The sequence below is a fragment of the Aquabacterium sp. genome, assembly GCF_030652515.1.
GTDB lineage: Bacteria > Pseudomonadota > Gammaproteobacteria > Burkholderiales > Burkholderiaceae_C > Aquabacterium.
The window spans coordinates 117,495-137,851 of the sequence record NZ_JAUSAR010000116.1 but is presented as its reverse complement, the minus strand read 5'-3'; the positions used below and the strand labels follow the sequence as shown (position 1 = coordinate 137,851).

24 protein-coding genes are annotated in these 20,357 nt (G+C 62.7%); 2 read left to right on the top strand and 22 right to left on the bottom strand.

Annotated features, from left to right (window positions below):
- Nucleotides 1-5 precede the first annotated feature (5 nt).
- The 10 genes from Q7V20_RS14400 to nifH all read right to left on the bottom strand — a co-directional run bounded on the left by Q7V20_RS14400 (nt 6) and on the right by nifH (nt 9,013).
- Entirely contained in the window at nt 6-494 is a 489-nt protein-coding gene (locus Q7V20_RS14400) for a NifX-associated nitrogen fixation protein (protein WP_304792396.1), read from the bottom strand.
- Nucleotides 487-906 (bottom strand): nitrogen fixation protein NifX, encoded by a 420-nt coding sequence (gene nifX / locus Q7V20_RS14395; RefSeq protein ID WP_304792393.1) that lies wholly within the window; start codon nt 904-906, stop codon nt 487-489. Before nifX ends, Q7V20_RS14400 begins: the two co-directional genes overlap by 8 nt.
- Nucleotides 903-2,330: a nitrogenase iron-molybdenum cofactor biosynthesis protein NifN gene (gene nifN, locus Q7V20_RS14390; protein WP_304792391.1), complete on the bottom strand. Its 1,428-nt coding sequence runs from the start codon at nt 2,328-2,330 to the stop codon at nt 903-905. The genes nifX and nifN overlap by 4 nt, the downstream gene beginning before the upstream one ends.
- A gap of 11 nt (nt 2,331-2,341) precedes the next feature.
- Nucleotides 2,342-3,751, bottom strand: a complete 1,410-nt coding sequence (gene nifE, locus Q7V20_RS14385) for a nitrogenase iron-molybdenum cofactor biosynthesis protein NifE (protein WP_304792388.1) — start codon at nt 3,749-3,751, stop codon at nt 2,342-2,344.
- 22 nt (nt 3,752-3,773) lie between these two features.
- Nucleotides 3,774-4,259, bottom strand: coding sequence for a hypothetical protein (locus Q7V20_RS14380; RefSeq protein ID WP_304792385.1), 486 nt, complete (start codon nt 4,257-4,259; stop codon nt 3,774-3,776).
- Nucleotides 4,260-4,269: 10 nt separating this feature from the next.
- Nucleotides 4,270-4,590, bottom strand: coding sequence for a hypothetical protein (locus Q7V20_RS14375; protein ID WP_304792383.1), 321 nt, complete (start codon nt 4,588-4,590; stop codon nt 4,270-4,272).
- Between the two features lie 2 nt (nt 4,591-4,592).
- The gene (locus Q7V20_RS14370; RefSeq protein WP_230179592.1) at nt 4,593-4,940 is read right to left on the bottom strand and encodes a 2Fe-2S iron-sulfur cluster-binding protein; all 348 of its coding nucleotides are present in this window, start codon (nt 4,938-4,940) and stop codon (nt 4,593-4,595) included.
- Between the two features lie 72 nt (nt 4,941-5,012).
- Nucleotides 5,013-6,569 (bottom strand): nitrogenase molybdenum-iron protein subunit beta, encoded by a 1,557-nt coding sequence (nifK, locus tag Q7V20_RS14365; protein ID WP_304792378.1) that lies wholly within the window; start codon nt 6,567-6,569, stop codon nt 5,013-5,015.
- Nucleotides 6,570-6,598: 29 nt separating this feature from the next.
- Nucleotides 6,599-8,065: a nitrogenase molybdenum-iron protein alpha chain gene (gene nifD, locus Q7V20_RS14360; protein WP_304792375.1), complete on the bottom strand. Its 1,467-nt coding sequence runs from the start codon at nt 8,063-8,065 to the stop codon at nt 6,599-6,601.
- Nucleotides 8,066-8,131: 66 nt separating this feature from the next.
- The gene (nifH, locus tag Q7V20_RS14355; protein WP_304792371.1) at nt 8,132-9,013 is read right to left on the bottom strand and encodes a nitrogenase iron protein; all 882 of its coding nucleotides are present in this window, start codon (nt 9,011-9,013) and stop codon (nt 8,132-8,134) included.
- A 366-nt stretch (nt 9,014-9,379) separates the two neighbouring features.
- On the opposite strand from nifH, the gene Q7V20_RS14350 reads away from it, so the two are divergent.
- Both Q7V20_RS14350 and Q7V20_RS14345 read left to right on the top strand, forming a co-directional pair.
- Entirely contained in the window at nt 9,380-9,790 is a 411-nt protein-coding gene (locus tag Q7V20_RS14350) for a group II truncated hemoglobin (protein WP_304792369.1), read from the top strand.
- Nucleotides 9,791-9,807: 17 nt separating this feature from the next.
- Nucleotides 9,808-10,416: a hypothetical protein gene (locus Q7V20_RS14345; protein ID WP_304792363.1), complete on the top strand. Its 609-nt coding sequence runs from the start codon at nt 9,808-9,810 to the stop codon at nt 10,414-10,416.
- Between the two features lie 18 nt (nt 10,417-10,434).
- On the opposite strand, the gene fliR is transcribed toward Q7V20_RS14345, so the two are convergent.
- From fliR to fliG, 12 genes are all read right to left on the bottom strand, one after another.
- Complete coding sequence (fliR, locus tag Q7V20_RS14340; protein WP_304792360.1) at nt 10,435-11,196, bottom strand: flagellar biosynthetic protein FliR; 762 nt, start codon at nt 11,194-11,196, stop codon at nt 10,435-10,437.
- A gap of 3 nt (nt 11,197-11,199) precedes the next feature.
- Complete coding sequence (gene fliQ / locus Q7V20_RS14335) at nt 11,200-11,469, bottom strand: flagellar biosynthesis protein FliQ (RefSeq protein ID WP_304792357.1); 270 nt, start codon at nt 11,467-11,469, stop codon at nt 11,200-11,202.
- A gap of 11 nt (nt 11,470-11,480) precedes the next feature.
- Complete coding sequence (gene fliP, locus Q7V20_RS14330; RefSeq protein WP_370652477.1) at nt 11,481-12,248, bottom strand: flagellar type III secretion system pore protein FliP; 768 nt, start codon at nt 12,246-12,248, stop codon at nt 11,481-11,483.
- A gap of 23 nt (nt 12,249-12,271) precedes the next feature.
- The gene (locus Q7V20_RS14325; protein WP_304792354.1) at nt 12,272-12,634 is read right to left on the bottom strand and encodes a flagellar biosynthetic protein FliO; all 363 of its coding nucleotides are present in this window, start codon (nt 12,632-12,634) and stop codon (nt 12,272-12,274) included.
- 24 nt (nt 12,635-12,658) lie between these two features.
- Nucleotides 12,659-13,150: a flagellar motor switch protein FliN gene (fliN, locus tag Q7V20_RS14320; RefSeq protein ID WP_304792351.1), complete on the bottom strand. Its 492-nt coding sequence runs from the start codon at nt 13,148-13,150 to the stop codon at nt 12,659-12,661.
- Nucleotides 13,143-14,144, bottom strand: a complete 1,002-nt coding sequence (gene fliM / locus Q7V20_RS14315) for a flagellar motor switch protein FliM (RefSeq protein ID WP_304792349.1) — start codon at nt 14,142-14,144, stop codon at nt 13,143-13,145. Before fliM ends, fliN begins: the two co-directional genes overlap by 8 nt.
- A gap of 21 nt (nt 14,145-14,165) precedes the next feature.
- Nucleotides 14,166-14,816, bottom strand: coding sequence for a flagellar basal body-associated protein FliL (fliL, locus tag Q7V20_RS14310; RefSeq protein WP_304792346.1), 651 nt, complete (start codon nt 14,814-14,816; stop codon nt 14,166-14,168).
- Nucleotides 14,817-14,958: 142 nt separating this feature from the next.
- Entirely contained in the window at nt 14,959-16,356 is a 1,398-nt protein-coding gene (locus Q7V20_RS14305; protein ID WP_304792343.1) for a flagellar hook-length control protein FliK, read from the bottom strand.
- A 29-nt stretch (nt 16,357-16,385) separates the two neighbouring features.
- Nucleotides 16,386-16,880, bottom strand: a complete 495-nt coding sequence (gene fliJ, locus Q7V20_RS14300) for a flagellar export protein FliJ (RefSeq protein WP_304792340.1) — start codon at nt 16,878-16,880, stop codon at nt 16,386-16,388.
- A gap of 1 nt (nt 16,881) precedes the next feature.
- Nucleotides 16,882-18,315, bottom strand: a complete 1,434-nt coding sequence (fliI, locus tag Q7V20_RS14295) for a flagellar protein export ATPase FliI (RefSeq protein ID WP_370652476.1) — start codon at nt 18,313-18,315, stop codon at nt 16,882-16,884.
- Entirely contained in the window at nt 18,312-19,373 is a 1,062-nt protein-coding gene (locus tag Q7V20_RS14290; RefSeq protein ID WP_304792336.1) for a flagellar assembly protein FliH, read from the bottom strand. Before Q7V20_RS14290 ends, fliI begins: the two co-directional genes overlap by 4 nt.
- On the bottom strand, nt 19,360-20,355 hold the full coding sequence (gene fliG, locus Q7V20_RS14285) for a flagellar motor switch protein FliG (RefSeq protein WP_304792334.1): 996 nt from the start codon (nt 20,353-20,355) through the stop codon (nt 19,360-19,362). The genes Q7V20_RS14290 and fliG overlap by 14 nt, the downstream gene beginning before the upstream one ends.
- Nucleotides 20,356-20,357 lie beyond the last annotated feature (2 nt).

The window sequence follows — 20,357 nt, the reverse complement described above, 5'->3', positions numbered from 1 at the left end:
TGCGATCAAGCGCCGTAGTTGGCCACGTCGGGGTATTGGCGCACCATGGCGATCCCCTCCGACAGGAACTTGCCGCCCTGCTCGGCCAGCTTGGCCAGCGAGGCAAAGCCGAAGCGGTGCACATCGCGCAACTGCTTGTTGAAGACGACCAGGCGGCCGGCCAACAGCACCAGGCGGCCAAAGCCTTCGTGGCTCATCTTCATCATGGGGCTGACCATATTGCCGGTCTCGCGCTCAATGGCCACGCCCACGGCGTTGTAGAACAGCTCCATGCGCCACAGGATCTCGGGGTCGGGGTCGCCAATGATGGGCAACTCGCGGCGCTGCTCGGCGGTCAGGATGTAGGGGCCCAGCAAGGCCAGGTCCGACTTGCCCTCCCAGGCGCCGTGGGTGTCTTGCGCGCGCAGCACCTTGATGAGTTCGCTCACGAAGGGCGTGGCCATGAGGGCCTCGTCCGATGGCGTGGTGGGCGCGTCCAGTGTGGCTTCAGCCATGGTTGACCTCGTCTTCGTCTTCAAAGTTGGGGGCAGCTGCCTCAGTGCCCTTTTGCAGGGCCTTGCGCAACCAGGGGGGTGGCGTGCCCTTGAGCACGTCTTGCAGCTTTTCAAGGATGTCCAGGATGGGCTCGGGCTGGGGCACCTTGATCGGGTGGATCTTCGTGGCGACCACGCGGGCCGCAGCCGAACCGCCAATGGCCGCCACGTACAAGATGGCGCAGTCCTTGATGGCTTCCAGCTTGGGGGCCAGCTTGTCCTCGTCGCCGTCTTCTTCCAGCTTGCCGCCGAACTCGAAGTTTTCGACAAAGGTGTAGCCCGCCGGGGTCACGTCGTAGACCAGGATGTTTTTGGCCCAGCCGAAGTGCGCGTCCACGCGCTGCTTATCCTGGGTGCTGAAGGCAATTTTCATGGTTCGACTCCGTCAAGGGTCAGGGGCGAGGTCAGCTCGGGCTCGGCCACCAAGGGCCGGGCCACGCGCTGGGCGATGTCGGGCAAGGGCCAGCTGCCCTCGTCTGCGTGCGGGATGTGGGCCATCATCAGATTGGCCACTTCGAAGATGAACTGGCGCGTGCCGCGGTAGCCCACCATCACGCGGTGGGCGTTGCCGATGCGGTCAAAGATCGGAAAGCCCAGCCGCAAGAAGGGCTTGTTCAGCCGCTCGGCGGCCTGACGCCCATGCGAATGCGTGATCAGCAGGTCGCACTCGGCGGCGCCTTTTTCCAGGTCTTCCAGGTCGCCCAGCAAGGCGGTGTCGGCGGGCAGTTGCGCCAGCACGGCCGAGTGCGTGGTGGTGACGCAGCACTTCAGCTGCGCGCCCATCTCATTCAGCAGCGACCCGGCGGCGAACATCAGGTCGGGCTCGGCCCCAATGGCCACCTTGACGCCGCCCAGGTAAAAGTGGCCGTCCAGCATGGCATCGAGCAACTGGCTGCGCTGGCGGCGGTACTTGGCGGGCACGGGCAGACCGCTCAACTCCGACAGCAGCATCAGCAGGCGGTCATTGCACTCCAGGCCGGTGAGCCGATCGAACAGGTGGTAGGGCGTGCCGGTGAGCGCCTCCAGCGCCGAGGCCGCATCGCGCATCTGCTCGCCGATGGCCAGCGTGGCGACCGACGTGGCCAGGCTGCGGATTTCGTCCAGCGTGGTGCCGCCCAGGGTGGTGCCGCGCCAGTCGCCGGGGATGTGCCCGTCCAGTGAGCCGGACACATCGGGCAAGGTGATCACGCTCAGGCCAAAGGCTTGGATGATCTCTTTCAACTCGTCCAAATCGCCTGGCGTGAGGTGGCTGCCGGGCAGCAGGTTGACCTGTTTGGCCACGCGCTCTTGCCCGATGAAGGCCTGCTCGCCCGTGACCGGGGCCACCACGCTTTTGATGATGCCGGTCACGGCGTGGCGCCAGCCGTCTTCAAAGGCGCCCACGTAGTCGGGCGTGGACACGTAGACCAGGGCGGTGTCCTGCAACTCAGGCTTGCGTTGCAGAGCCGTGGCCAGGTAGCCGTCCACATCGTCGCCCTTGGTCTCGGTCAGGCCGGTGGAGCAGATGGCGATGATGGCGGGCGCGGCGCGCTTGCGGATGTTGAGCAGCGCAGCCTCGATGTTCTCGTAGCCACCCATGATGGTGGTGACTTCGTTCATGGCCGTGGTCTGCAAGGGAATCGCCTCTTTGAAGTGGCGCACCAGCAGCACCAGGCCAAACGAGGTGCAGCCTTGCGAGCCATGCATCACGGGCATGCAGTTGTCCAGGCCCATGAAGGCGTAGCTGGCGCCCAGGGGCTGGCTCATCTTCAAGGGGTTGACCGTGCAGGCCTTTTTGGATTCGAGGGTTTTGGCCATGGCGGGCTCCTTCAGACGGCCAGCAGGCCGGCGTCGGCTTCGTCCCACGGGGCGGGGATGCGAACCTGCTGCCACACGGGGTTGTAGAGCGCCTTGTCGATCTCTTCAACCAACCCGACCATGCCTTCATAGCCTGCGTAGGCGTGGTGGCGTTCCTGGTTGATGTCCAGCCAGGGCATGCGCGCCTTCAGGGCGATGAACTGCGAGCGCCCCCCTGACAGCATGATGTCGGCGCGGGCATCGCGCAGCATGTTGTACATCTCACGCGGGGTCATGTCGTCGATCATGTGGGCATCGTCGCCCATGATCTCCTTGATCTTTTCCTTGTCTTCCTTGGTGGACTTCTTGACCGAGGTGCCCACGATCTCCATGCCCACCTCTTGCAGGGCCGACACCACCGACCAGCTCTTGACGCCACCGGTGATCAGCAGCACGCGCTTACCCTTCAGGCGCGCCTTGTAGTACTCCAGCCGCTTCCAGGCACGGGCTTCTTCGACCTCGATGAGGCGCTCGGTGCGGTCAATCAAATCGGCCCCTGCGCCGCGCTGCACCAGCAGGCGCGCGATTTGGCGCAGGGTGTCGCTGGTGTCGCCAATGCCGTAGAAGGAACCTTCAAAGTAGGGGATGTCCCACTTTTGCTGCATGCGCGTGGCGATGTTGATCATCGACTTGGAGCACACCATCATGTTGACCTTGGCGCGGTGGCTGCTGGCCACCTCGTGATAGCGGCCATCGCCCGAGATGCACGACAGGATGCGCACGCCCAGGGCATCGAGCAAAGGTTTGACCTGCCACAACTCGCCCGAGAGGTTGTACTCGCCAATGATGTTGATGTCGTAAGGCGTGGTGAAGGCGGGCTCTTCGGTGCCGATGACGTAGTCCAGGATGGACTCGCCGCCCAGCTTGTTGCCCAGGTTCTTGGGGCCCGCAAAACCGGGGCTGTTGACAGGGATCACCGGCTTGCCGAACTTCTCGCTGGCACGTTTGCACACAGCCTCGATGTCATCGCCGATCAGCGCGGTCACGCAGGTCTGGTAGACGAAAACGGCCGGTGGGTCGTACTTCTCGATGATCTCGCGGACGGACTTGAACAGGCGCTTTTCACCGCCATAGATCACGTCCAGCTCACTGATGTCGGTGGTGAAGCCGGTGCGGTAGAGCTGCGATCCGGACGAGGCGCTGTGCCGGTTGTCCCAGGAGTTGCCTTCGCAGGCGATGGGGCCGTGCACCAGGTGGGCCACGTCCACGATGGGCTGCAGGGCAATCTTGGCGCCGTCAAAAGCGCAACCGCCTGCGGCCGCGCCGGGCGAGAGTTGCTTGGTGCAGCCCTTCTTGCGCTCTTTCTCGCTTTTGCCAACGTTCTTGTCGCAGCCAGGCTCGTCAAAAACTTCGGCGATCTTTTGCTTGAGCGATGCAGACATGGTCAACTCCAGATGCGACGCTTCACACGTCTTCGGCCAGCACTTCCAGGGACAACAACTGTTCTCTCAGGGCGTGGCGCGCACGCCAGCCGCCCAAGGCTTCGAACAAGGGCTCTTGCCCTTCGATGGCGGCAATGGCCTGTTGGTCGGTCCAGTACACGCGGCGGATGCCCGTGCGCTGGTCCAGGGCGGCCAGGCAGGCCTGCTCCACCTTGATCGGATCGGGCTGGTACATGCCCGCGCCCAGCAGGTGGTCGGCGCGGAACAAGGTGGTGTCCCAGCCGTGTTGATCGCCCAGCGCGGCAATGGCGGGAAAGGCCTGCCTGGCGGCTTCGTCCAGGGGGCCGTCTCGCACGAGATCCATCAGCTCGCGCGGTGAGATCTCGTCAAACACTTCCCACGGCTGCAAAGGATCCTGGGCCTGCACCTTGCGCAGCAGGTCGTGCCCATCGAAGGCAAACCAGGCTTGGGCTTCCTGGGGTCCGTGGATCTCAAGCACGTAGATCATGGCCGCCCCTTCACTCCACGCCTTCGGCCTGCGCCTTGGCCCAGATCACTTTGCGAAAGCGCTCGGCAATGGCGACCGGGTCGTTGACGAAGGCGCGCTTCGTGATGTCCATGGCCCCCTGTGCGATCGCGGCTTCGTCATGGCGCAAAGGCACACGGCCAGCCATGTGGGTCGCGCCCGGCACGGCTTTCTGAATGGCTTGGCGGTTGGGGTGCTCGATCAAGGGCACCAGGGTGTCGGCTTCGGGCTGTCCGCCCAGGCAAAGCTGGCCGTCGATCACCTCAACCAGGCGGCCGTCCTGGGTGGTTTTGACATAGGTGGTGGCGGCCATGATCAGAAACTCACCACGATGTCTTCATTGCGGACGATGAACTGACAGGCCAGGCGCCAAGGTGGCGGCATGTCCTTGGTCTCGGCGTCCTCAATCTGCTGAGCGGTGATCTTGCCGGCCAGCTTGAGCACCGTCTTCTCTTTCTGGGTCAAGGCGACGCCGTAAGGCGCATTGCCCGACAGCACGCTGACCTGCACCTGGCAGGAGCCGCATTCGCCGTTCTCGCACTCGAACTCGACAGGCACCTTGTTCGCCTTGGCCAGGGCCAGCAAGGTGCTGGTGTCGCCAGCGATGGCATACACCGTCAGGTCCTTCTTCATGCTCGGGGAAGTGAAGGTCACGTTGGCCATGGTGATCTCGCAAATTGCAGTTTGGACAATCCTCCGGTGGTCGGGCCAGGCCCCACCACCGGAGGCCTCACATCAGCGGATGATGTCGTACGAGTAGTCGGTCTTGCCGGGCACGATGGTGTTGGCATCGAGCGCTTCGAAGTACTCGTCCAGCAGCGTGATCAGCACGCGCATCGCGCCGTCGTAACCCCAGATGGGGTAGCGGTGGTAGTGGTGGCGGTCAAAGATCGGGAACACCATGCGGATCAGGGGCACGTTGGTGTCGCGCTCCAGGTACTTGCCGTAGGTGTTGCCAATCAGGAAGTCCACCGGCTCGGTGTGCAGCAATGAGCGCAGGTGCCACAGGTCGCGCTTGGGGTAGACCTTGCAACCCTTGCCATAAGGCGACGAGTCAAACAAGGCCTGCACCTTCTTCGCCCACTCGTCCGTGCCATTGGTGGCCAGCACGTGGGCCGGCTCGGCGCCCAGCTCCAGCAGGAACTGGGTCATGCCCAGCATCTGGTCAGGGTCGCCATACATGGCATAGCGCTTGCCGTGCAGGTGAGCCTGGCTGTCGGCCATGGCGTCGACCAGTTGACCACGCTCCAGCTCCAGCTCGGCCGGGATCGGCTTGCCGGTGACCTTGGACAAGGCCATCAGGAACTGGTCGGTGCCCGCCACGCCGATGGGGCTGTTCAGCACCACCACCTCGTGACCCTTGGTCTTGAGGTACTTGATGGTCTTTTCGCTGCAGAACTCCTGGAAGACGATGGTGGCCTTGGCGTGCAGGCCGCGGACGACGTCTTCCTTGGTGGTGCCGCCTTCGTACATGCGGAACTCGCCGTCGGTGGGGGTGTTCCACACTTCGGACGGGTCACAGATGATGTTGTAGTCGATGCCGAACAGGCCGAAGATGCGCTTGATCTCCTTCATGTTGCCGACCACGAAGCCATCGAAGCCGCCGATGAAGTTGACCGTGTCGTTGGGCACGCGCTCCAGGGCAGGCACGGTGCCAGCCTTGCCATCCCAGAAGTGTTGCAAGATGCCCAGCACGGCGTTGTCATAACCCGTGACATGACTGCCCACAAAGGCCGGAGTGTGTGCAAAGGGCACGTCGAACTCCGCCGGCACGCTGCCCTTTTCCTTCGAGGTCTTGATGAAGGCGTTCAGGTCATCACCAATCACCTCGGCCATGCAGGTGGTCGACACGGCGATCATCTCTGGCTTGTAGAGGTTGTAGGTGTTGGCCAGGCCATCGACCATGTTGTTCAGGCCGCCGAACACGGCTGCGTCTTCCGTCATCGACGAAGAAACACAGGAGGTTGGCTCCTTGAAGTGGCGCGAAAAGTGCGAGCGGTAGTACGCCACGCAGCCTTGCGAGCCGTGAACAAACGACAGGGTCTTGGCAAAGCCGTTGGCGGCGTACACCGCCCCAAGCGGTTGGCAGGCCTTGGCGGGGTTGACGGTCAAGGCTTCGCGGGCGAAGTTCTTTTCCTTGTAGTCCTCGGTCTTGGTCCATTCGACGATCTGCTTGATCTTGTCGTCTGGGTGGTTGAACTCGAAGGCCTTCTTGCCCTCGAGCATGTCCACGTATTCCGGTTCGCGGAACAGGAACTCGTGGTCCAGGATCTTGTCTGCGCTTTGTGGCATGGTGATTCTCCAGTCAGTGTCTACAGGTGTCAGGCGGCAGCGAGTGCCTTCCAGGGCGCACGGGTCAGGCCCCAGATCGGGCTGCTGATGGCCATGTCCATGTCACGCGCGAAGATCGCGAAGCCGTCATAGCCGTGGTACGGGCCGGAGTAATCCCAGCTGTGCATCTGGCGGAAGGGCACGCCCATCTTCTGGAACACGTACTTTTCCTTGATGCCCGAGCCGATCAGGTCAGGCTTGATCTTCTCGACGAACTGCTCGAACTCGTAGCCGGTCACGTCGTCATAGATCAGGGTGCCGTCTTTGACGTAGTGCGTGGTGCGCTGGTAGTCGTCGTTGTGGCCGAACTCGTAGCCGGTGCCGACCACGTTCATGCCCAGGTCTTCATACGCGCCGATCACGTGACGGGGGCGCAGGCCACCCACGAACAGCATCACGGTCTTGCCTTCCAGGCGGGGCTTGTACTTGTCGATCACGGCCTGCATCAAAGGCTTGTAGCGCGCAATGACTTCTTCGGCCTTGGCCTTGATGGTGTCGTCGAAGTGGCTGGCGATTTCACGCAGGGACTTCTCGATCATGGTGGGGCCGAAGAAGTTGTATTCCACCCAGGGAATGGCGTACTTTTCTTCCATGTACCGGCTGATGTAGTTCATCGAGCGGTAGCAGTGCAGCACGTTGAGCTTGGCCTTGGGGGTGTTTTCCAGCTCGGCGATGGTGCCGTCGCCCGACCACTGTGCGATCACGCGCAGGCCAATCTCTTCCAGCAGGATGCGGCTGGACCAGGCGTCGCCGCCGATGTTGTAGTCACCGATGATGGCCACGTCGTACGGGGTGGCCTCGAACTCGTGTTCCTTCTTGGTCTTGCCCTCGAACACCCAGTCGCGGATGGCGTCGTTGGCGATGTGGTGGCCCAACGATTGGGACACGCCACGGAAGCCTTCGCAACGCACCGGCACGATGGTGTGGTTGTTGTGCTCTTTGGACTTCTTCTTGGACACGGCTTCGATGTCGTCACCGATCAGGCCGATGGGGCACTCCGATTGAACCGAGATGCCTTTGTTCAGCGGGAACAGCTCTTGAATTTCGTCAACGATCTTTTCCAGCTTCTTGTCACCGCCGAACACGATGTCTTTTTCCTGGAAGTCGGACGTGAACTGCATCGTCACGAAGGTGTCCACACCGGTCACACCGATGTAGTAGTTGCGGCGCGCCGCCCAGCTGTACTGGCCGCAGCCCACCGGGCCGTGCGAGATGTGGATCATGTCCTTGATCGGGCCCCACACCACGCCTTTGGAGCCTGCATAAGCGCAACCGCGGATCGTCATCACACCTGGCAATGACTTGATGTTGGACTTGACGCCGCAATCGGGCTTGCCTTCTTCAAAGGTACCCAGGTGCTTGGCGCGCCGTTTGGCCATCTTTTCGGGATAGGCCTTCAGGACTTCATCAATCAAGGCTTTGTTGGTGGCCTTGCGTTCTTCAACGGTCATGCTCATGGTGGACTCCGTTATGTGCTTTCAGGATGGACCGAGGGAGAGGCCCCCTCGGCCCCCCCTCCCTACTTACGCTGCCAGCTCGGCAGCGGCTTTGCCGACTTGTGTTTCGTCGACCGTCTTCATGATCCCGTGCTCCATCAGCAGGTCTTCCAGCTGATCCATCGTGATGGGGGTGGGGATGGTGCCGTTGCCGGCGTTGGCATGAATCTTCTGGGCCAGCGTGCGGTACTCTTCGGCCTGCTTGGATTCAGGCGCGTACTCCAGCACGGTCATGCGGCGCAACTCGGCGTGCTGCACGATGTTGTCGCGCGGCACGAAGTGGATCAGGCGTGAGCCCAGCATCTTGGCCAGGGACTCGGCCAGCTCCAGTTCCTTGTCGGTCTGGCGCTCGTTGCAGACCAGGCCACCCAAGCGCACACCACCCGAGTTGGCATACTTCAAGATGCCCTTAGAGATGTTGTTGGCGGCGTACATGGCCATCATTTCGCCGGACATGACGATGTAGATTTCCTGGGCCTTGTTTTCGCGGATGGGCATGGCGAAACCGCCGCACACCACGTCGCCCAACACGTCGTAGGAGACATAGTCCACGCCGTCATAGGCGCCGTTTTCTTCCAGGAAGTTGATCGAGGTGATCACACCGCGACCAGCGCAACCAACACCTGGCTCTGGACCACCGGATTCCACGCAGCGGATGTCGCGGTACCCCACCTTCATGACGTCTTCCAACTCCAGATCCTCCACCGAACCGGCTTCAGCGGCCAGCGACAGGATGGTGTCCTGGGCCTTGGCGTGCAAGATCAGGCGGGTCGAGTCGGCCTTGGGATCGCAGCCGACGATGAGGATCTTCTGACCCATCTGGGCCAGCGCAGCCAAGGTGTTTTGCGAGGTGGTGGACTTGCCAATGCCACCCTTGCCATAAAAGGCGATCTGTCTCAATGAAGCCATTTCAGTTCTCCAGAAAAGCTGAGGTTTAAAAGCAGGTTGCGAAGCCGCGACCCTGATGTGCCTTTGGTGCCGTTGTAGGTCTTCGTATCGCCACGTTCTGGCCAGACATGGTCTGCGCAGGGTCTGTATCGCAACTGCCGTGCCACCATGAGGCGAATCACTCAAGCCATTGATTTCATTGATGAATATGGCTTTCACAGGCTGCGCAACGCCCTTTGATTTGTTTGTTCGGAACCCGACAAAACAGATCATTCGCGTCGTGAACTTCACATGTGCGACGAGGGCCGCCAGCCCCCTTTCCACCCCGCCTCATAGGAGCGGTGGGCGCACGTGAACACTGGTATGCCGATTGCATTGGTGGGGCACATGAACCCCACGACCATCGCCCCCCCGGCCAACCCGCACTACCAGCAAATCGGTGGCGAGCAAGGCATTGGTCAACTGGTCGATGCCTTCTACCGATTGATGGACACGTTGCCTCAGGCAGCGGGCATCCGCGCCATGCACGAGCCCGATCTGGCCATGACCAAACGGATCTTCAAGCTGTTCCTGAGTGAATGGCTGGGGGGCCCCCGCGAGTATTCAGCCCAGCGAGGCCACCCCCGACTGAGGCAGCGGCACATGCCCTTTCACATCGGTGTGCCCGAGCGAGATGCGTGGCTGCTCTGCATGAGCGGCGCATTGCAGGAAGTCGTGCCTGACGCGGTGTTGCGCGAGCAGCTCATGCAGGCATTTTTCAAGACGGCGGATTTCATCCGCCAAGACCGACCGAGTTGACCCTGAAGGATCTCATCATGAGCGTGACCATCGACCAGCCCCCCATCGAACAAACGGCCCTGGGCCGCCTGGACAAGGGCCGACACCTGCAGAACCCCGTGTTCAAGGGCCTCACGCACAAGCCGGGCCGATTTGGCTTTCGCGGTGAGCTGGCCCTGCGTTTTTCAGCGCAACTGGCCGACGAGGCCCGCCCACCGGAGCTGACCTGCGACCAGGTGATGGCGATGGCCTTGACGGGCGAAACCACCATCCCGTTCTTCGCGGGCTACTTGTTGTCGTTCGAGCATTTGAAGGACGTGGCCGAAGTGCTCGGCAGCGCGCTCACCGCAGGCGGCAAGTACTTCCTGTTCTGCAACAACATGGACCTGAGCAAGAAGTACCAGGTGCCCTACAAAGGCGCCATGTTCTACGTGCTGCCGCTGGACGAAGGCACGGTCTACAACGAGTTGCTGGAATTGCTCTACCTTGAGAAGAACGACCTCAAGAAGCTGGACACCGCCGGCAAGCTGGACGCCATCGTCAATGCTGCCCTCAAGTACGACATCACCTTCGACACCATCACCTATGCGGAAGGTCTGGGCTTGATGGGCCCCGTGCGCAACCCCAACGAGAACCGGCCGGTTTGAGCAGGCGCCAACGGTGGGCTACTGGAAGTAGCCCAGCATGCGCTCGATCGCCATGGTCAGCGGCATCTGCATCATCGGCAGGGTCAGCCACAAGCCGGTCAGGCCCACGCCCAGGGTCACCGGGAAGCCGATCGAGAAGATGTTCATCTGCGGTGCCACGCGCGAGATCAAGCCCATCACCAGGTTGACCAGGGACAGCATGGCCACCACGGGCAGTGACACCCACAGCCCGATCTTGAAGATCTCTGCCCCCCAGACCTGGGGCTGGATCACGCTCAGAAAGGCCAGTGGCTCGGGCGCCACGGGGAAGGTGTTGAAGCTGTGCACCACCGCAGCGGTGAGCAGCAAGTGGCCGTTCATGACGACGAACAACCAGGCGGCGCAGGTGCCGTAAAAGCGACTCACGGCCGTGGCCTGACCACCGCTCATGGGGTCGAAGAAACTGGCGAAGTTCAAGCCCATCTGCAGGCCCACGATTTCACCGGCGAACTCGATGGCGGCAAACACCACGCGCGCGGCAAAGCCCATGGTCAGGCCGATCAGCACCTGCTGCGCCAATACCATCAGTGCTTCAGGTGAGTTCAAGGCCACCACGGGCATGGGGGGCAGGCTGGGCTGGGCGGCCAGCACGATCAACACGCCCAGGCCCATGCGCACGCGCCGGGGAATGGCGCGCATCGACAAGATCGGAGCGGCGGTGAACAAGCCCATCACGCGAAAGAAAGGCCACAGCCACGGCGTGATCCACGCCATCACCTGGGCTTCGCTGAAGGTGATCAACGCTCAGCCCACCACGTTCGGGATCGACTGCAGGACTTGCTGGATGTAGTCCACCAGGGTGCTGAGCATCCACGGGCCAGCAATGCCCAGTGTGGCGAAAGCGGCCAGCAGCTTGGGCACAAAGGACAAGGTCGCTTCATGGATCTGCGTGGCGGCTTGAAAGATGCTGACGATCAGGCCCACGGCCAGCACCACCATCAGGATCGGGGCGCACACGGTGAGCAAGGTCAACAGGCCATCACGGCCTATGGTCAGGACTTGTTGCGGATCCATGGCCTGGGTCCCTACTGCGCGAAGCTGGCGGCCAGCGAACCCAGCAGCAGGTTCCAGCCGTCGGCCAACACGAACAACATGAGCTTGAAAGGCAAGGCCACCATCACCGGGGACAACATCATCATCCCCAAGCTCATCAGCACACTGGCCACGATCATGTCGATCACCAGGAATGGGATGAAGATCAGGAAACCGATCTGGAAGGCCGACTTGAGTTCACTGGTGACGAAGGCCGGCACCAGCACGCGCAAGGGCACGGTCTCGGGCTTGACCTCGCCTTCGATCTTGGCCAGGCGCACGAACAAGCCCAGGTCGGACTGACGCGTTTGCTTGAGCATGAACTGGCGCATGGGGCCTTGACCACGGTCCAGCGCATCGCTGAAGCTGATCTGGTTGGCGGCGAAGGGCTCGTAGGCGTCCTTGTAAACCTTGTCCAGCGTGGGGCCCATGACGAAAAGCGTCAAGAACAGCGACAGGCCGACGATAACCTGGTTGGGCGGTGCGGCTTGCGCACCAATGGCCTGGCGCATCAGGCTGAGCACAATGACGATGCGGGTGAAGCCCGTCATCATCAGCAGCAGCGCGGGCAAGAAACTCAGCGCCGTGAAGAACAGCAAGGTCTGGATGGGCACCGAGTAGTTGGTGCCACCGGCGCCCTGCCCGATCAGCAAGGGCAAACCGCCACCGGGTGTGGGGATGGTCTGGGCCATCGCGGCCACGGAGCACGCAGCCAGCCCCAGGGCCACCGCCGTGGCCTTCAATCGCTTCGAGAAATGCATGAGGTGTCCTGGTCGGTCGCTCGTCAAACCTTGGGGGGCTCACCGACGTCGGATGCACGCCTGAGCAAGATCGGGAACGTCGACGCGGTCCCCTCGCGTTCTGCCTGCTCCTGGCTGTCCTGCGTGGGTTGCAGGCTGTGCAGGGCGGTGATGCTTTGTGCCGTGACGCCCAGCACCAACCAGGTCTTTTGATCGCCCGCGCCCAGCTCGACGGTGACGAGGCGCTGGCCGGGGCCCAGTGACAGCTGGCTCACCGTCTTGAGCACGGCATCGCCCGCGCCAATGCGGTTCTTGGCCAGGCCGGATTTTTTGAGCATGTACAAGCTCAAGGGGATCATGGCCACGATGAACACGAACCAGAAAATCAGCATTCCTGTGGATTGCATGTGTGTCTCCTTGTTCTAATCTGGTCAGTTGCCGCGGCTCAGACGGCGCATGCGTTCGGACGGGGTCACGATGTCGGTCAGGCGGATACCGAACTTGTCGTTCACCACCACCACTTCGCCCTGAGCGATCAGGAAGCCATTGACCAGCACGTCCATGGGCTCACCGGCCATCGCATCCAGTTCCACCACCGAACCCTGCGCCAATTGCAGGATGTTCTTGATGGGAATGCGCGTGCGCCCCAGCTCCACCGTCAACTGCACGGGGATGTCCAGGATCATGTTGATGTCGTTGCCCGCCGGGTTGGTGGACGAGGCAGCAGCGAAATTGGCAAAGGCGGCTGGCGTGCCTTGGGCGGCGGGGCTGGCCACTTCGCTGGCCGATCCAAAGATGTCATCGGTGGACGCGGCCGAAGTGCTTTGCTGCGCCAGCGCAGCTTCCCACTCCGCGGCCATCGCGTCCTGTTCTTCGTTCGGGGCGGCGTCGGGAGAAGTCGTTTCGGGTTCAGTGTCAGACATGTTGGTCTCCTAGCCAGCCATGGCTGGCCGAGGTCAGTAGCTTGTCAATGCGCAAGGCGTATTTGCCGTTGGAAGTGCCGTAGTAGCACTCCAGGATGGGCACACCGTCCACCTTGGCTTCAATGAGTTTTTCAAGGTCCAGCTCGATGAAATCACCGGGCTTGAGTGCCAGCAGTTGCTCCACCGTGGCGGGGGCATGGGCCATCTCGGCCACCAGCTCCACCTCGGCCGACTGGATCTGCTGCGTCAGCAACTTCACCCAGCGGCGGTCGGGTTCGGCCGAATCACCCTGGATCGACGAGAACAGGATGTCGCGGATCGGCTCCAGCGTGGAGTAAGGGATGCAGATGTGGATGGTGCCGCTGGCATCGCCGATTTCCAGCGTGAACGAGCAACACACCACGATCTCGGCGGGCGTGGCAATGGTGGCGAACTGGGGCTGCATCTCCGAGCGCTGGTATTCCAGCTCCAAGGGATAGATGCCGCGCCAGGCCTTTTTGTACTCTTCGGAAACCACCTCGATCAACCGCAGAATGATGCGCTGTTCGGTGGGCGAGAAATCACGCCCTTCGATGCGGGTGTGGTACTTGCCAGCGCCGCCAAACAGGGAGTCGATCACCGCGAAGACCAGCGTGGGGTCGCACACCACCAGGCCCGAACCACGCAGGGGCCGGATGGCCATGATGTTGAAGTTGGTGGGCACCACGATCTCGCGCAGGAAGGCGCTGTACTTCTGCACCTTGATGCCACCCACCGACACCTCAGGGGACTTGCGGATCAGGTTGAACAGGCCAATGCGGATGTTGCGGGCAAAGCGCTCGTTGACGATTTCCATCGTGGGCATGCGCCCGCGAACAATGCGTTCCTGATTCGCGAGGTTGTAGTCGCGGATGCCCTCTTTGGGCACGTCTTCCTGCTCCAGCTTCTGGCTTTCACCAGTGATGCCTTGCAGGAGGGCGTCAACTTCGTCTTGCGAGAGGATTTGCTGATTCATGGCCTGGCTACTGCGGTTGGCTCACTGAACGATGAAATTGGCGTAGTTGACTTTGACGATCGGGTTGTACTGCTCAACCTTCTTTTTCTTCTTCTTTTTCTTCTTGGGCGCCACGTCTTCGTCTTCCTGGGCGGCGGCCGCTTCCTCGTCTTCCGGCTCGTCGATCTCGTAGCCCATGGCGCGCGCGGCGTCACGGCGGATCTGCTCGGCCAGCTTTTCCTTGCCTTCCTGGGTCAGCAACTGATCAGACGTCTTGTGCGACAAGATCATCAGCACCGCATTGCGGATGGCCGGCATGTAGGTCTTGATTTCCTCGGCCATCTTCGGATCGTCCACCTGCAAGGTCAAGCCGATCTGCGCAAAGCGTTCGGTTTCCTTGTCGGCCAGGTTGACGATGAACGGATCCAGCGGCACAAAGGCCGGTGGGGCGGCGTGCTCGTCCTTGCTCTTGGGCTTGGTCGCCGCTTTGGCGTGCGAGGTGTCAGCGGCTTCGCCGTCTTCACCCTCGGCAGCGGCCGCAGCCGCAGCCGCGTTCTTCTTCATCACGAAGACCGCCGCACCGCCACCAATCACCACCAGCAGCAGCACGGCCACGATGATGATGATGAGCTTTTTAGGCCCCTTCTTGGGGGCATCGCCTTCGGCAGGCGCCGCAGCGGAAGCAGCTGACATTCGCAAATCTCCTGAAATTCAAGCCCTTCGACCCTGAAAAAGTCGAAAGGGGCATGATGGGATTATTGGAAGTCAGGGCCAAAACTGAAGAACCGATAAGCGATGTGAAATCCGCGCGATTCTGGACAGGGCAGGCCCAGGCCTATGCATACAGGTCAAGGCCACCCCGTCGCCCTGCCCGGGCGGCCGCAGTGGCCATGCGACCTTCGTGGGGTTCACCACCGGACGACTCCAGACCCGCCGCACCACCACCCCAGGCCGGGGCGCCACCAGGCTGACCCGAGGCCTGGTTGAACTGTTGCTGGGGCGATTGATCGGACACGCCCGATCCGCCGAGCTTGAGACCCGCCTCGTCCAACGATGCAGACAGCATTTGCAGGCTGGCCTCGATGGCACGCCTGGTCTCCAGGTTGGCTGCCGCAAAATCAACTTGCGCCGACTGGCCATCCAGTGAAATTTTCACGCTGATGGGGCCCATTTCGGCGGGATTGAGGTGCAGCTCGGCCGACATCGTGCCGTCTTCACCCATGGCGTTCACCCACATGCCCACACGGTCGGCCAGGGCTTGCGGAAACTCGGGGCTGTTGACGGCTGGGGCCAGGGTGGCGCTGGTCTGAGCCGTGGCGCTGGCTTCGCTGGTTTTGCCAGCCAGGCCGCGCATCATTTCGGTGGACAAGGTGCTGGCAAAGTCCGCCCCCTTGGCCGATGAATCGGCCGCACCATCCACCACGGCCAGGCGGCCTTCGGCGGCTTGCAGGGTCGAGACGTCAATGGCGCCTGGGTCGTTGGCGGTGTTCATCGCCGCCAGGGCATCGTGCCCCGTGGTGGCGACCGGCATGGCGCCATCCTTGGCTTGCAATTGCGCTTCGTTGGCATCGGCACCGGCTTTCTGGGCATCACCGCCCAGCGTCGCCGTTTTGGCCGCACCGTGCGTCAGACTGGCCAACCAGGCCAACATCGACGAGGGATCGCTGGACGTGGCGCTTTCGGCCGGTTGCTGGTCCTTGGCGGCGACTTCGCGCTGCGTGGCCGCACCTTTGCCTTCGTCCACAGACGCTTGGTCCCGGCCCGCCTCATTGCTGCGATCGGCCTGGTCAGCGCCTTCTTTGGGCTTGGCCTTGGCGGCATCGGTCTTGGCGGATTTGTTGGCATCGGCCGATGCAGTTTTGGGCTTTTCAGCCTTGGGCGCATGGGCCGTTTCGGAATGGTTGACAGGGGCCTGGCGCTTGGCCTGCGCGGCATTGGCCTGGGCGCGTGCCAGGGCATTGCGTGCCTCCACCGAGGTGGACGAGCTGCCCTGCCCTGCGCTGGCTTTGCCGGGCGCAGCGGCATTCGCCGACAACTGAGCAGCGGTGGCCGCAGGTTGCTGTGTGGTCGCAGCAGCCTTCGCCATCCAGCGCGAGAAATCGGACTGCATCGCGGCCTGATCGGTGCCACTCGCCTGGTTGGAAGAGGACGACAACTTCGCCGCCCAATCGGTCGCCGCGCTGTTGGTGGTGCCGGATTTGCCAGAGTTGGTGGTATTGAGGGGACCGTTCATGTCACAACCTTTCAAAATCATTCATCAATTCAGTAAGACGTCGGCACGAAGCTGGTGGCCGAGCCCATGGACGAAGCCATTGGCGAAGAACCACCTCGGCCAGCACGCGCGGCCTGTTCGTCGGTGGCTTTCTGGTCACGGCGCTGTTCGCGCTGGGCCGATTCAAGCTGGCGCCGATCAATCAGCTGGCCGACGGCGGCCACCTTGCGTTCACGTTCGATCAACTGCAGGCGGCATTGCTCCATGAACAGGGCCGCTTGATCAACCCGCTTGTCCTGCTCGGACACCGCATCGCCCAGGCGCGCGGTGAAGTCCTGGTAGCAACGCATGATTTCCATGCCACCCGACTTGGCGAACTGGCTGCTCCAACGCTGCTGGTATTCCTTGCGCCAATCCGCCAGGGACTGGGCTTGCTGGCGCGCGGCCTCGTGGGCTCGGCGCGCGTTTTCCATCTGCGAGACGGCATCGTCCCGGGCCTTCTCGGCCGAGTCCAGCAAAATCAACAGGGGTTGGATGGTGCTCATGTCAGTCGCTCACGATGTGACGCAGTTGCTCGACGCTGTCGTCCAGGCGCGCGGGCAAGTGCATGTCTTGTTGGAGCATGGCCACCATGGCCGGATGCAGTTTCACGGCCTGGTCCAGGTCGCGGTCGTGTCCGGGCACGTAGGCGCCCAGCTGGATCAGATCCTTCGCCTTGCTGTACTTGGACCACAGCTGCCGGAAGCGGCGCGACGAATCGATGTGCTCGCTGCTGGCCACGTTGTTCATCACGCGCGAAGCCGATTTTTCGATGTCGATGGCCGGGAAGTGCCCCGCCTCGGCCAGGTCGCGCGACAGCACGATGTGCCCGTCCAGGATGGCGCGGGCCGCGTCGGCGATGGGATCTTGCTGGTCATCGCCTTCGGACAGCACGGTGTAGAAGGCGGTGATCGAGCCGTGGCCGTTCAGGCCATTGCCGCTGCGCTCCACCAGTTGGGGCAGCTTGGCAAAGCACGAGGGCGGATAGCCCTTCGTGGCAGGTGGTTCGCCAATGGCCAGGGCGATTTCGCGCTGAGCCATGGCATACCGGGTGAGCGAATCCATCAGCAGCAGCACATGCAGGCCCTGGTCACGAAAGTGTTCAGCCACGGCGGTAGCGTAGTTCGCGCCCTGCATGCGCGTCAATGGGGGTGCATCCGCAGGTGCGGCCACCACCACCGAGCGGGCCAGGCCGTCTTCGCCCAGGATGTCTTCGATGAATTCCTTGACTTCACGGCCGCGTTCACCGATCAGGCCCACCACGATGACGTCGGCCTGGGTGTAACGGGCCATCATGCCCAGCAGCACCGATTTACCAACACCGGAGCCGGCGAACAGGCCGATGCGCTGGCCACGGCCCACGGTGAGCATGGTGTTGATGGCGCGCACGCCGGTGTCCAGGGGCAAGCGAACGGGGTCGCGCTCCATGGCGTTCATGGGGCGGCGCACCAGGGGCTCGCTGCGGACGTGGTTCAAGGGGCCGTGGCGGTCCAGGGGTTCGCCATGGGCATTGACCACGCGGCCCAACAGGCCACTGCCGATGGGCAGGTGGCGGGTGCGGTCTTCGCTGCGGCGCCAGGGGTGATTGGGGCGGCCCAGCAATGGCGGGTTGATGGGGATGGCGCGCGGCACCACGCGGGCGCCGCTGGACAAACCGTGCGCTTCGGCGGTTGGCATCAGGTAGGCGCGGTCGCCCGCGAAACCCACCACTTCGGCCAGCACGGGCTGGGCTTCCAGGCGGGTTTCTGAATGGATTTCACAAACGGCCCCCACCGGCAAACGCAGGCCAGCGGCCTCCAGCACCAGGCCGGCCACGCGGACCAGCTTGCCCTGATTCTCCAGCGGGATCGCGGTGCTGGCGCAGTCGTCCAGGTCACCCAGGAAGCGGTTCCAGCGGTCCATGGCCACACCTTGGCCGGCGGCGCGAATGGGCATGTTCATGCAGCATCTCCGGGGGAAGGCAGTTCGTCGTCCATGTCGGTGCTGTCACCGTTGTCCACGGGCGTGTAAGGCACTTCGTGCCCGCCATGCCATTCGGTCTGGCTGCCCATCGCGGCGGCGGCGCGGAACCAGCGCGCTTCCACGCTGGCGTCCACCACGGCAATGTCGGACTCGACCACGCAACCGCCACGCGTCACCGCTGAATCAGGCAACAAACGGGCGCCGCGCGCCTGCAACACTTCGGTCAAAGACCCTTGTGCCAGCGCGTTGTCGTCGGGGTTCAAGCGCACCACGATCTGTTTGGCGGACGACAGCAACACGCTCAGGGCTTCTTCGGCCACGGTCAGCACGGCTTCGGGGCGTTGGTCCAGTTCGCTGCGCACCACCTGGCGGGCCAGCTCCAGCGCCACGCCGGCAATCCGGCCCGCCAGTTGCTGCTCCAGCGATTCCAGGCGATGGTGGAAATCAGACGCCAGCGCGCCGATCTGGTCATTCATGTAAGCGGCCAGTTGCGCCGCCTGGGTCTGCTTGTAGCTTTCCAGCGCGATCAGGCCATTGCGGTAGCCGTCCTGGTAGCCCGACTTGTGGGCCTTGTCGATCAGCTCTTCCACATTCGGGGTGGGTTCTGGTGGCGCAGGAGGCTCTGGGGGCGGTGGGGCTTCTTCACCGGGCATGCCGCCCACCAGGGGTTGGCGCTTGATGCTGGTCACCGTGGCCTTGGGCGCGGGCTTGGGCGCAGGCCGGGCGGTGGCGGCCGCAGGTTTCGCGCTGGCAGGCGCGGGTTTGGCCGCAGTCCCGGCACCGGCCGTCGGCTTGACCGTCAGCGGCACGCTGGCAGCGGCACGCTCCGAAAATGTCTGCTTGCGCACACCCGATTCGCCCGCAGGGTCGCCTTTGTCGGCCGTGGGCTGTTCAAATGTTTGGGGGTTCCAGGCGGCAAAGGAGCCCAGCTCTTCGCGCGGGATGAAGCGCGTGTACGAGTTCGGCACATTGCCGCCATTGCCGTTGCCACCGTTGTTGTTGCCACCACCCGGCGGCACCGGTTTAGACGTACTCATCGTCGCCTCCGCTGGCCAGGGCTATCTGGCCTTCGTCGGCCAGGCGCCGCACGATCTTGAGCATTTCCTTTTGCTCGCCTTCCACCTCGGACAACTTGACCGGGCCGCGTGATTCCAGGTCTTCGCGCAGCGTTTCGGCGGCACGGCTGGACATGTTCTTGAACACCTTCTCGCGGATCTCTGGCGAAGCACCCTTGAGGGCGATGATGAGCGACTCGGTCTGCACTTCCTTGAGCAGGGCCTGGAAGCCTTTGTCGTCCAGCTTCTCCAGGTCGTCGAAAACGAACATGTTGTCCATGATCTTCTGCGCCAGGTCCGCGTCGCTTTCGCGGATGTAATCCAGCACCGAGGTCTCCAGGCTGGAGCCCATCAGGTTGATGATTTCCGCCGCAGGCTTGACGCCCCCCAACGAGGACTTGCGCACCTGCGTGCCACCCGCCAGCACGCGCGACAGCACTTCGTTCAGGTCCTTCAAGGCTTGCGGCTGGATGCCGTCCAGCGTGGCAATGCGCACCATCACCTCATTGCGGTGGCGGTCGGAGAACGACTTCAGCACCGATGAACACTGGTCCGGATCCAGGTGAACCAGGATGGCGGCCACGATCTGCGGGTGCTCGTTGCGCAGCAGTTCGGCCACCGACTGGGCGTCCATCCACTTCAGGCTTTCGATGCCCGTGACATCGCTGCCCTGGATGATCCGGTCGATCAGCAGATTGGCTTTCTCGTCGCCCAAGGCCTTGCGCAGCACGGCCTTGATGTACTCGTCGGTGTCGGGCACCAGCACACCAAGGTCGTTCGAATCGTCGGCAAAGCGCGTCAGCACCTTTTCGACACGCTCGCGCGGCACCGACTTGAGTTTGGCGATCGTTTCACCCAGGCCCTGCACTTCCTTGGGCTCCAGGTGTTTGAAGACCTCGGCAGCCTCTTCCTCGCCCAGTGACATGAGCAAGATTGCGGCGTCTTCGAGTCCCTTGTCATCCATGT

What these genes read in the sequence shown, in the direction of transcription:
- Q7V20_RS14400 (WP_304792396.1), bottom strand. Translation starts at nt 494, where the DNA reads ATGGCTGAAGCCACACTGGACGCGCCCACCACGCCATCGGACGAGGCC.
- nifX (WP_304792393.1), bottom strand. Translation starts at nt 906, where the DNA reads ATGAAAATTGCCTTCAGCACCCAGGATAAGCAGCGCGTGGACGCGCAC.
- nifN (WP_304792391.1), bottom strand. Translation starts at nt 2,330, where the DNA reads ATGGCCAAAACCCTCGAATCCAAAAAGGCCTGCACGGTCAACCCCTTG.
- nifE (WP_304792388.1), bottom strand. Translation starts at nt 3,751, where the DNA reads ATGTCTGCATCGCTCAAGCAAAAGATCGCCGAAGTTTTTGACGAGCCT.
- Q7V20_RS14380 (WP_304792385.1), bottom strand. Translation starts at nt 4,259, where the DNA reads ATGATCTACGTGCTTGAGATCCACGGACCCCAGGAAGCCCAAGCCTGG.
- Q7V20_RS14375 (WP_304792383.1), bottom strand. Translation starts at nt 4,590, where the DNA reads ATGGCCGCCACCACCTATGTCAAAACCACCCAGGACGGCCGCCTGGTT.
- Q7V20_RS14370 (WP_230179592.1), bottom strand. Translation starts at nt 4,940, where the DNA reads ATGGCCAACGTGACCTTCACTTCCCCGAGCATGAAGAAGGACCTGACG.
- nifK (WP_304792378.1), bottom strand. Translation starts at nt 6,569, where the DNA reads ATGCCACAAAGCGCAGACAAGATCCTGGACCACGAGTTCCTGTTCCGC.
- nifD (WP_304792375.1), bottom strand. Translation starts at nt 8,065, where the DNA reads ATGAGCATGACCGTTGAAGAACGCAAGGCCACCAACAAAGCCTTGATT.
- nifH (WP_304792371.1), bottom strand. Translation starts at nt 9,013, where the DNA reads ATGGCTTCATTGAGACAGATCGCCTTTTATGGCAAGGGTGGCATTGGC.
- Q7V20_RS14350 (WP_304792369.1), top strand. Translation starts at nt 9,380, where the DNA reads ATGAACCCCACGACCATCGCCCCCCCGGCCAACCCGCACTACCAGCAA.
- Q7V20_RS14345 (WP_304792363.1), top strand. Translation starts at nt 9,808, where the DNA reads ATGAGCGTGACCATCGACCAGCCCCCCATCGAACAAACGGCCCTGGGC.
- fliQ (WP_304792357.1), bottom strand. Translation starts at nt 11,469, where the DNA reads ATGGATCCGCAACAAGTCCTGACCATAGGCCGTGATGGCCTGTTGACC.
- fliP (WP_370652477.1), bottom strand. Translation starts at nt 12,248, where the DNA reads ATGCATTTCTCGAAGCGATTGAAGGCCACGGCGGTGGCCCTGGGGCTG.
- Q7V20_RS14325 (WP_304792354.1), bottom strand. Translation starts at nt 12,634, where the DNA reads ATGCAATCCACAGGAATGCTGATTTTCTGGTTCGTGTTCATCGTGGCC.
- fliN (WP_304792351.1), bottom strand. Translation starts at nt 13,150, where the DNA reads ATGTCTGACACTGAACCCGAAACGACTTCTCCCGACGCCGCCCCGAAC.
- fliM (WP_304792349.1), bottom strand. Translation starts at nt 14,144, where the DNA reads ATGAATCAGCAAATCCTCTCGCAAGACGAAGTTGACGCCCTCCTGCAA.
- fliL (WP_304792346.1), bottom strand. Translation starts at nt 14,816, where the DNA reads ATGTCAGCTGCTTCCGCTGCGGCGCCTGCCGAAGGCGATGCCCCCAAG.
- Q7V20_RS14305 (WP_304792343.1), bottom strand. Translation starts at nt 16,356, where the DNA reads ATGAACGGTCCCCTCAATACCACCAACTCTGGCAAATCCGGCACCACC.
- fliJ (WP_304792340.1), bottom strand. Translation starts at nt 16,880, where the DNA reads ATGAGCACCATCCAACCCCTGTTGATTTTGCTGGACTCGGCCGAGAAG.
- fliI (WP_370652476.1), bottom strand. Translation starts at nt 18,315, where the DNA reads ATGAACATGCCCATTCGCGCCGCCGGCCAAGGTGTGGCCATGGACCGC.
- Q7V20_RS14290 (WP_304792336.1), bottom strand. Translation starts at nt 19,373, where the DNA reads ATGAGTACGTCTAAACCGGTGCCGCCGGGTGGTGGCAACAACAACGGT.
- fliG (WP_304792334.1), bottom strand. Translation starts at nt 20,355, where the DNA reads ATGGATGACAAGGGACTCGAAGACGCCGCAATCTTGCTCATGTCACTG.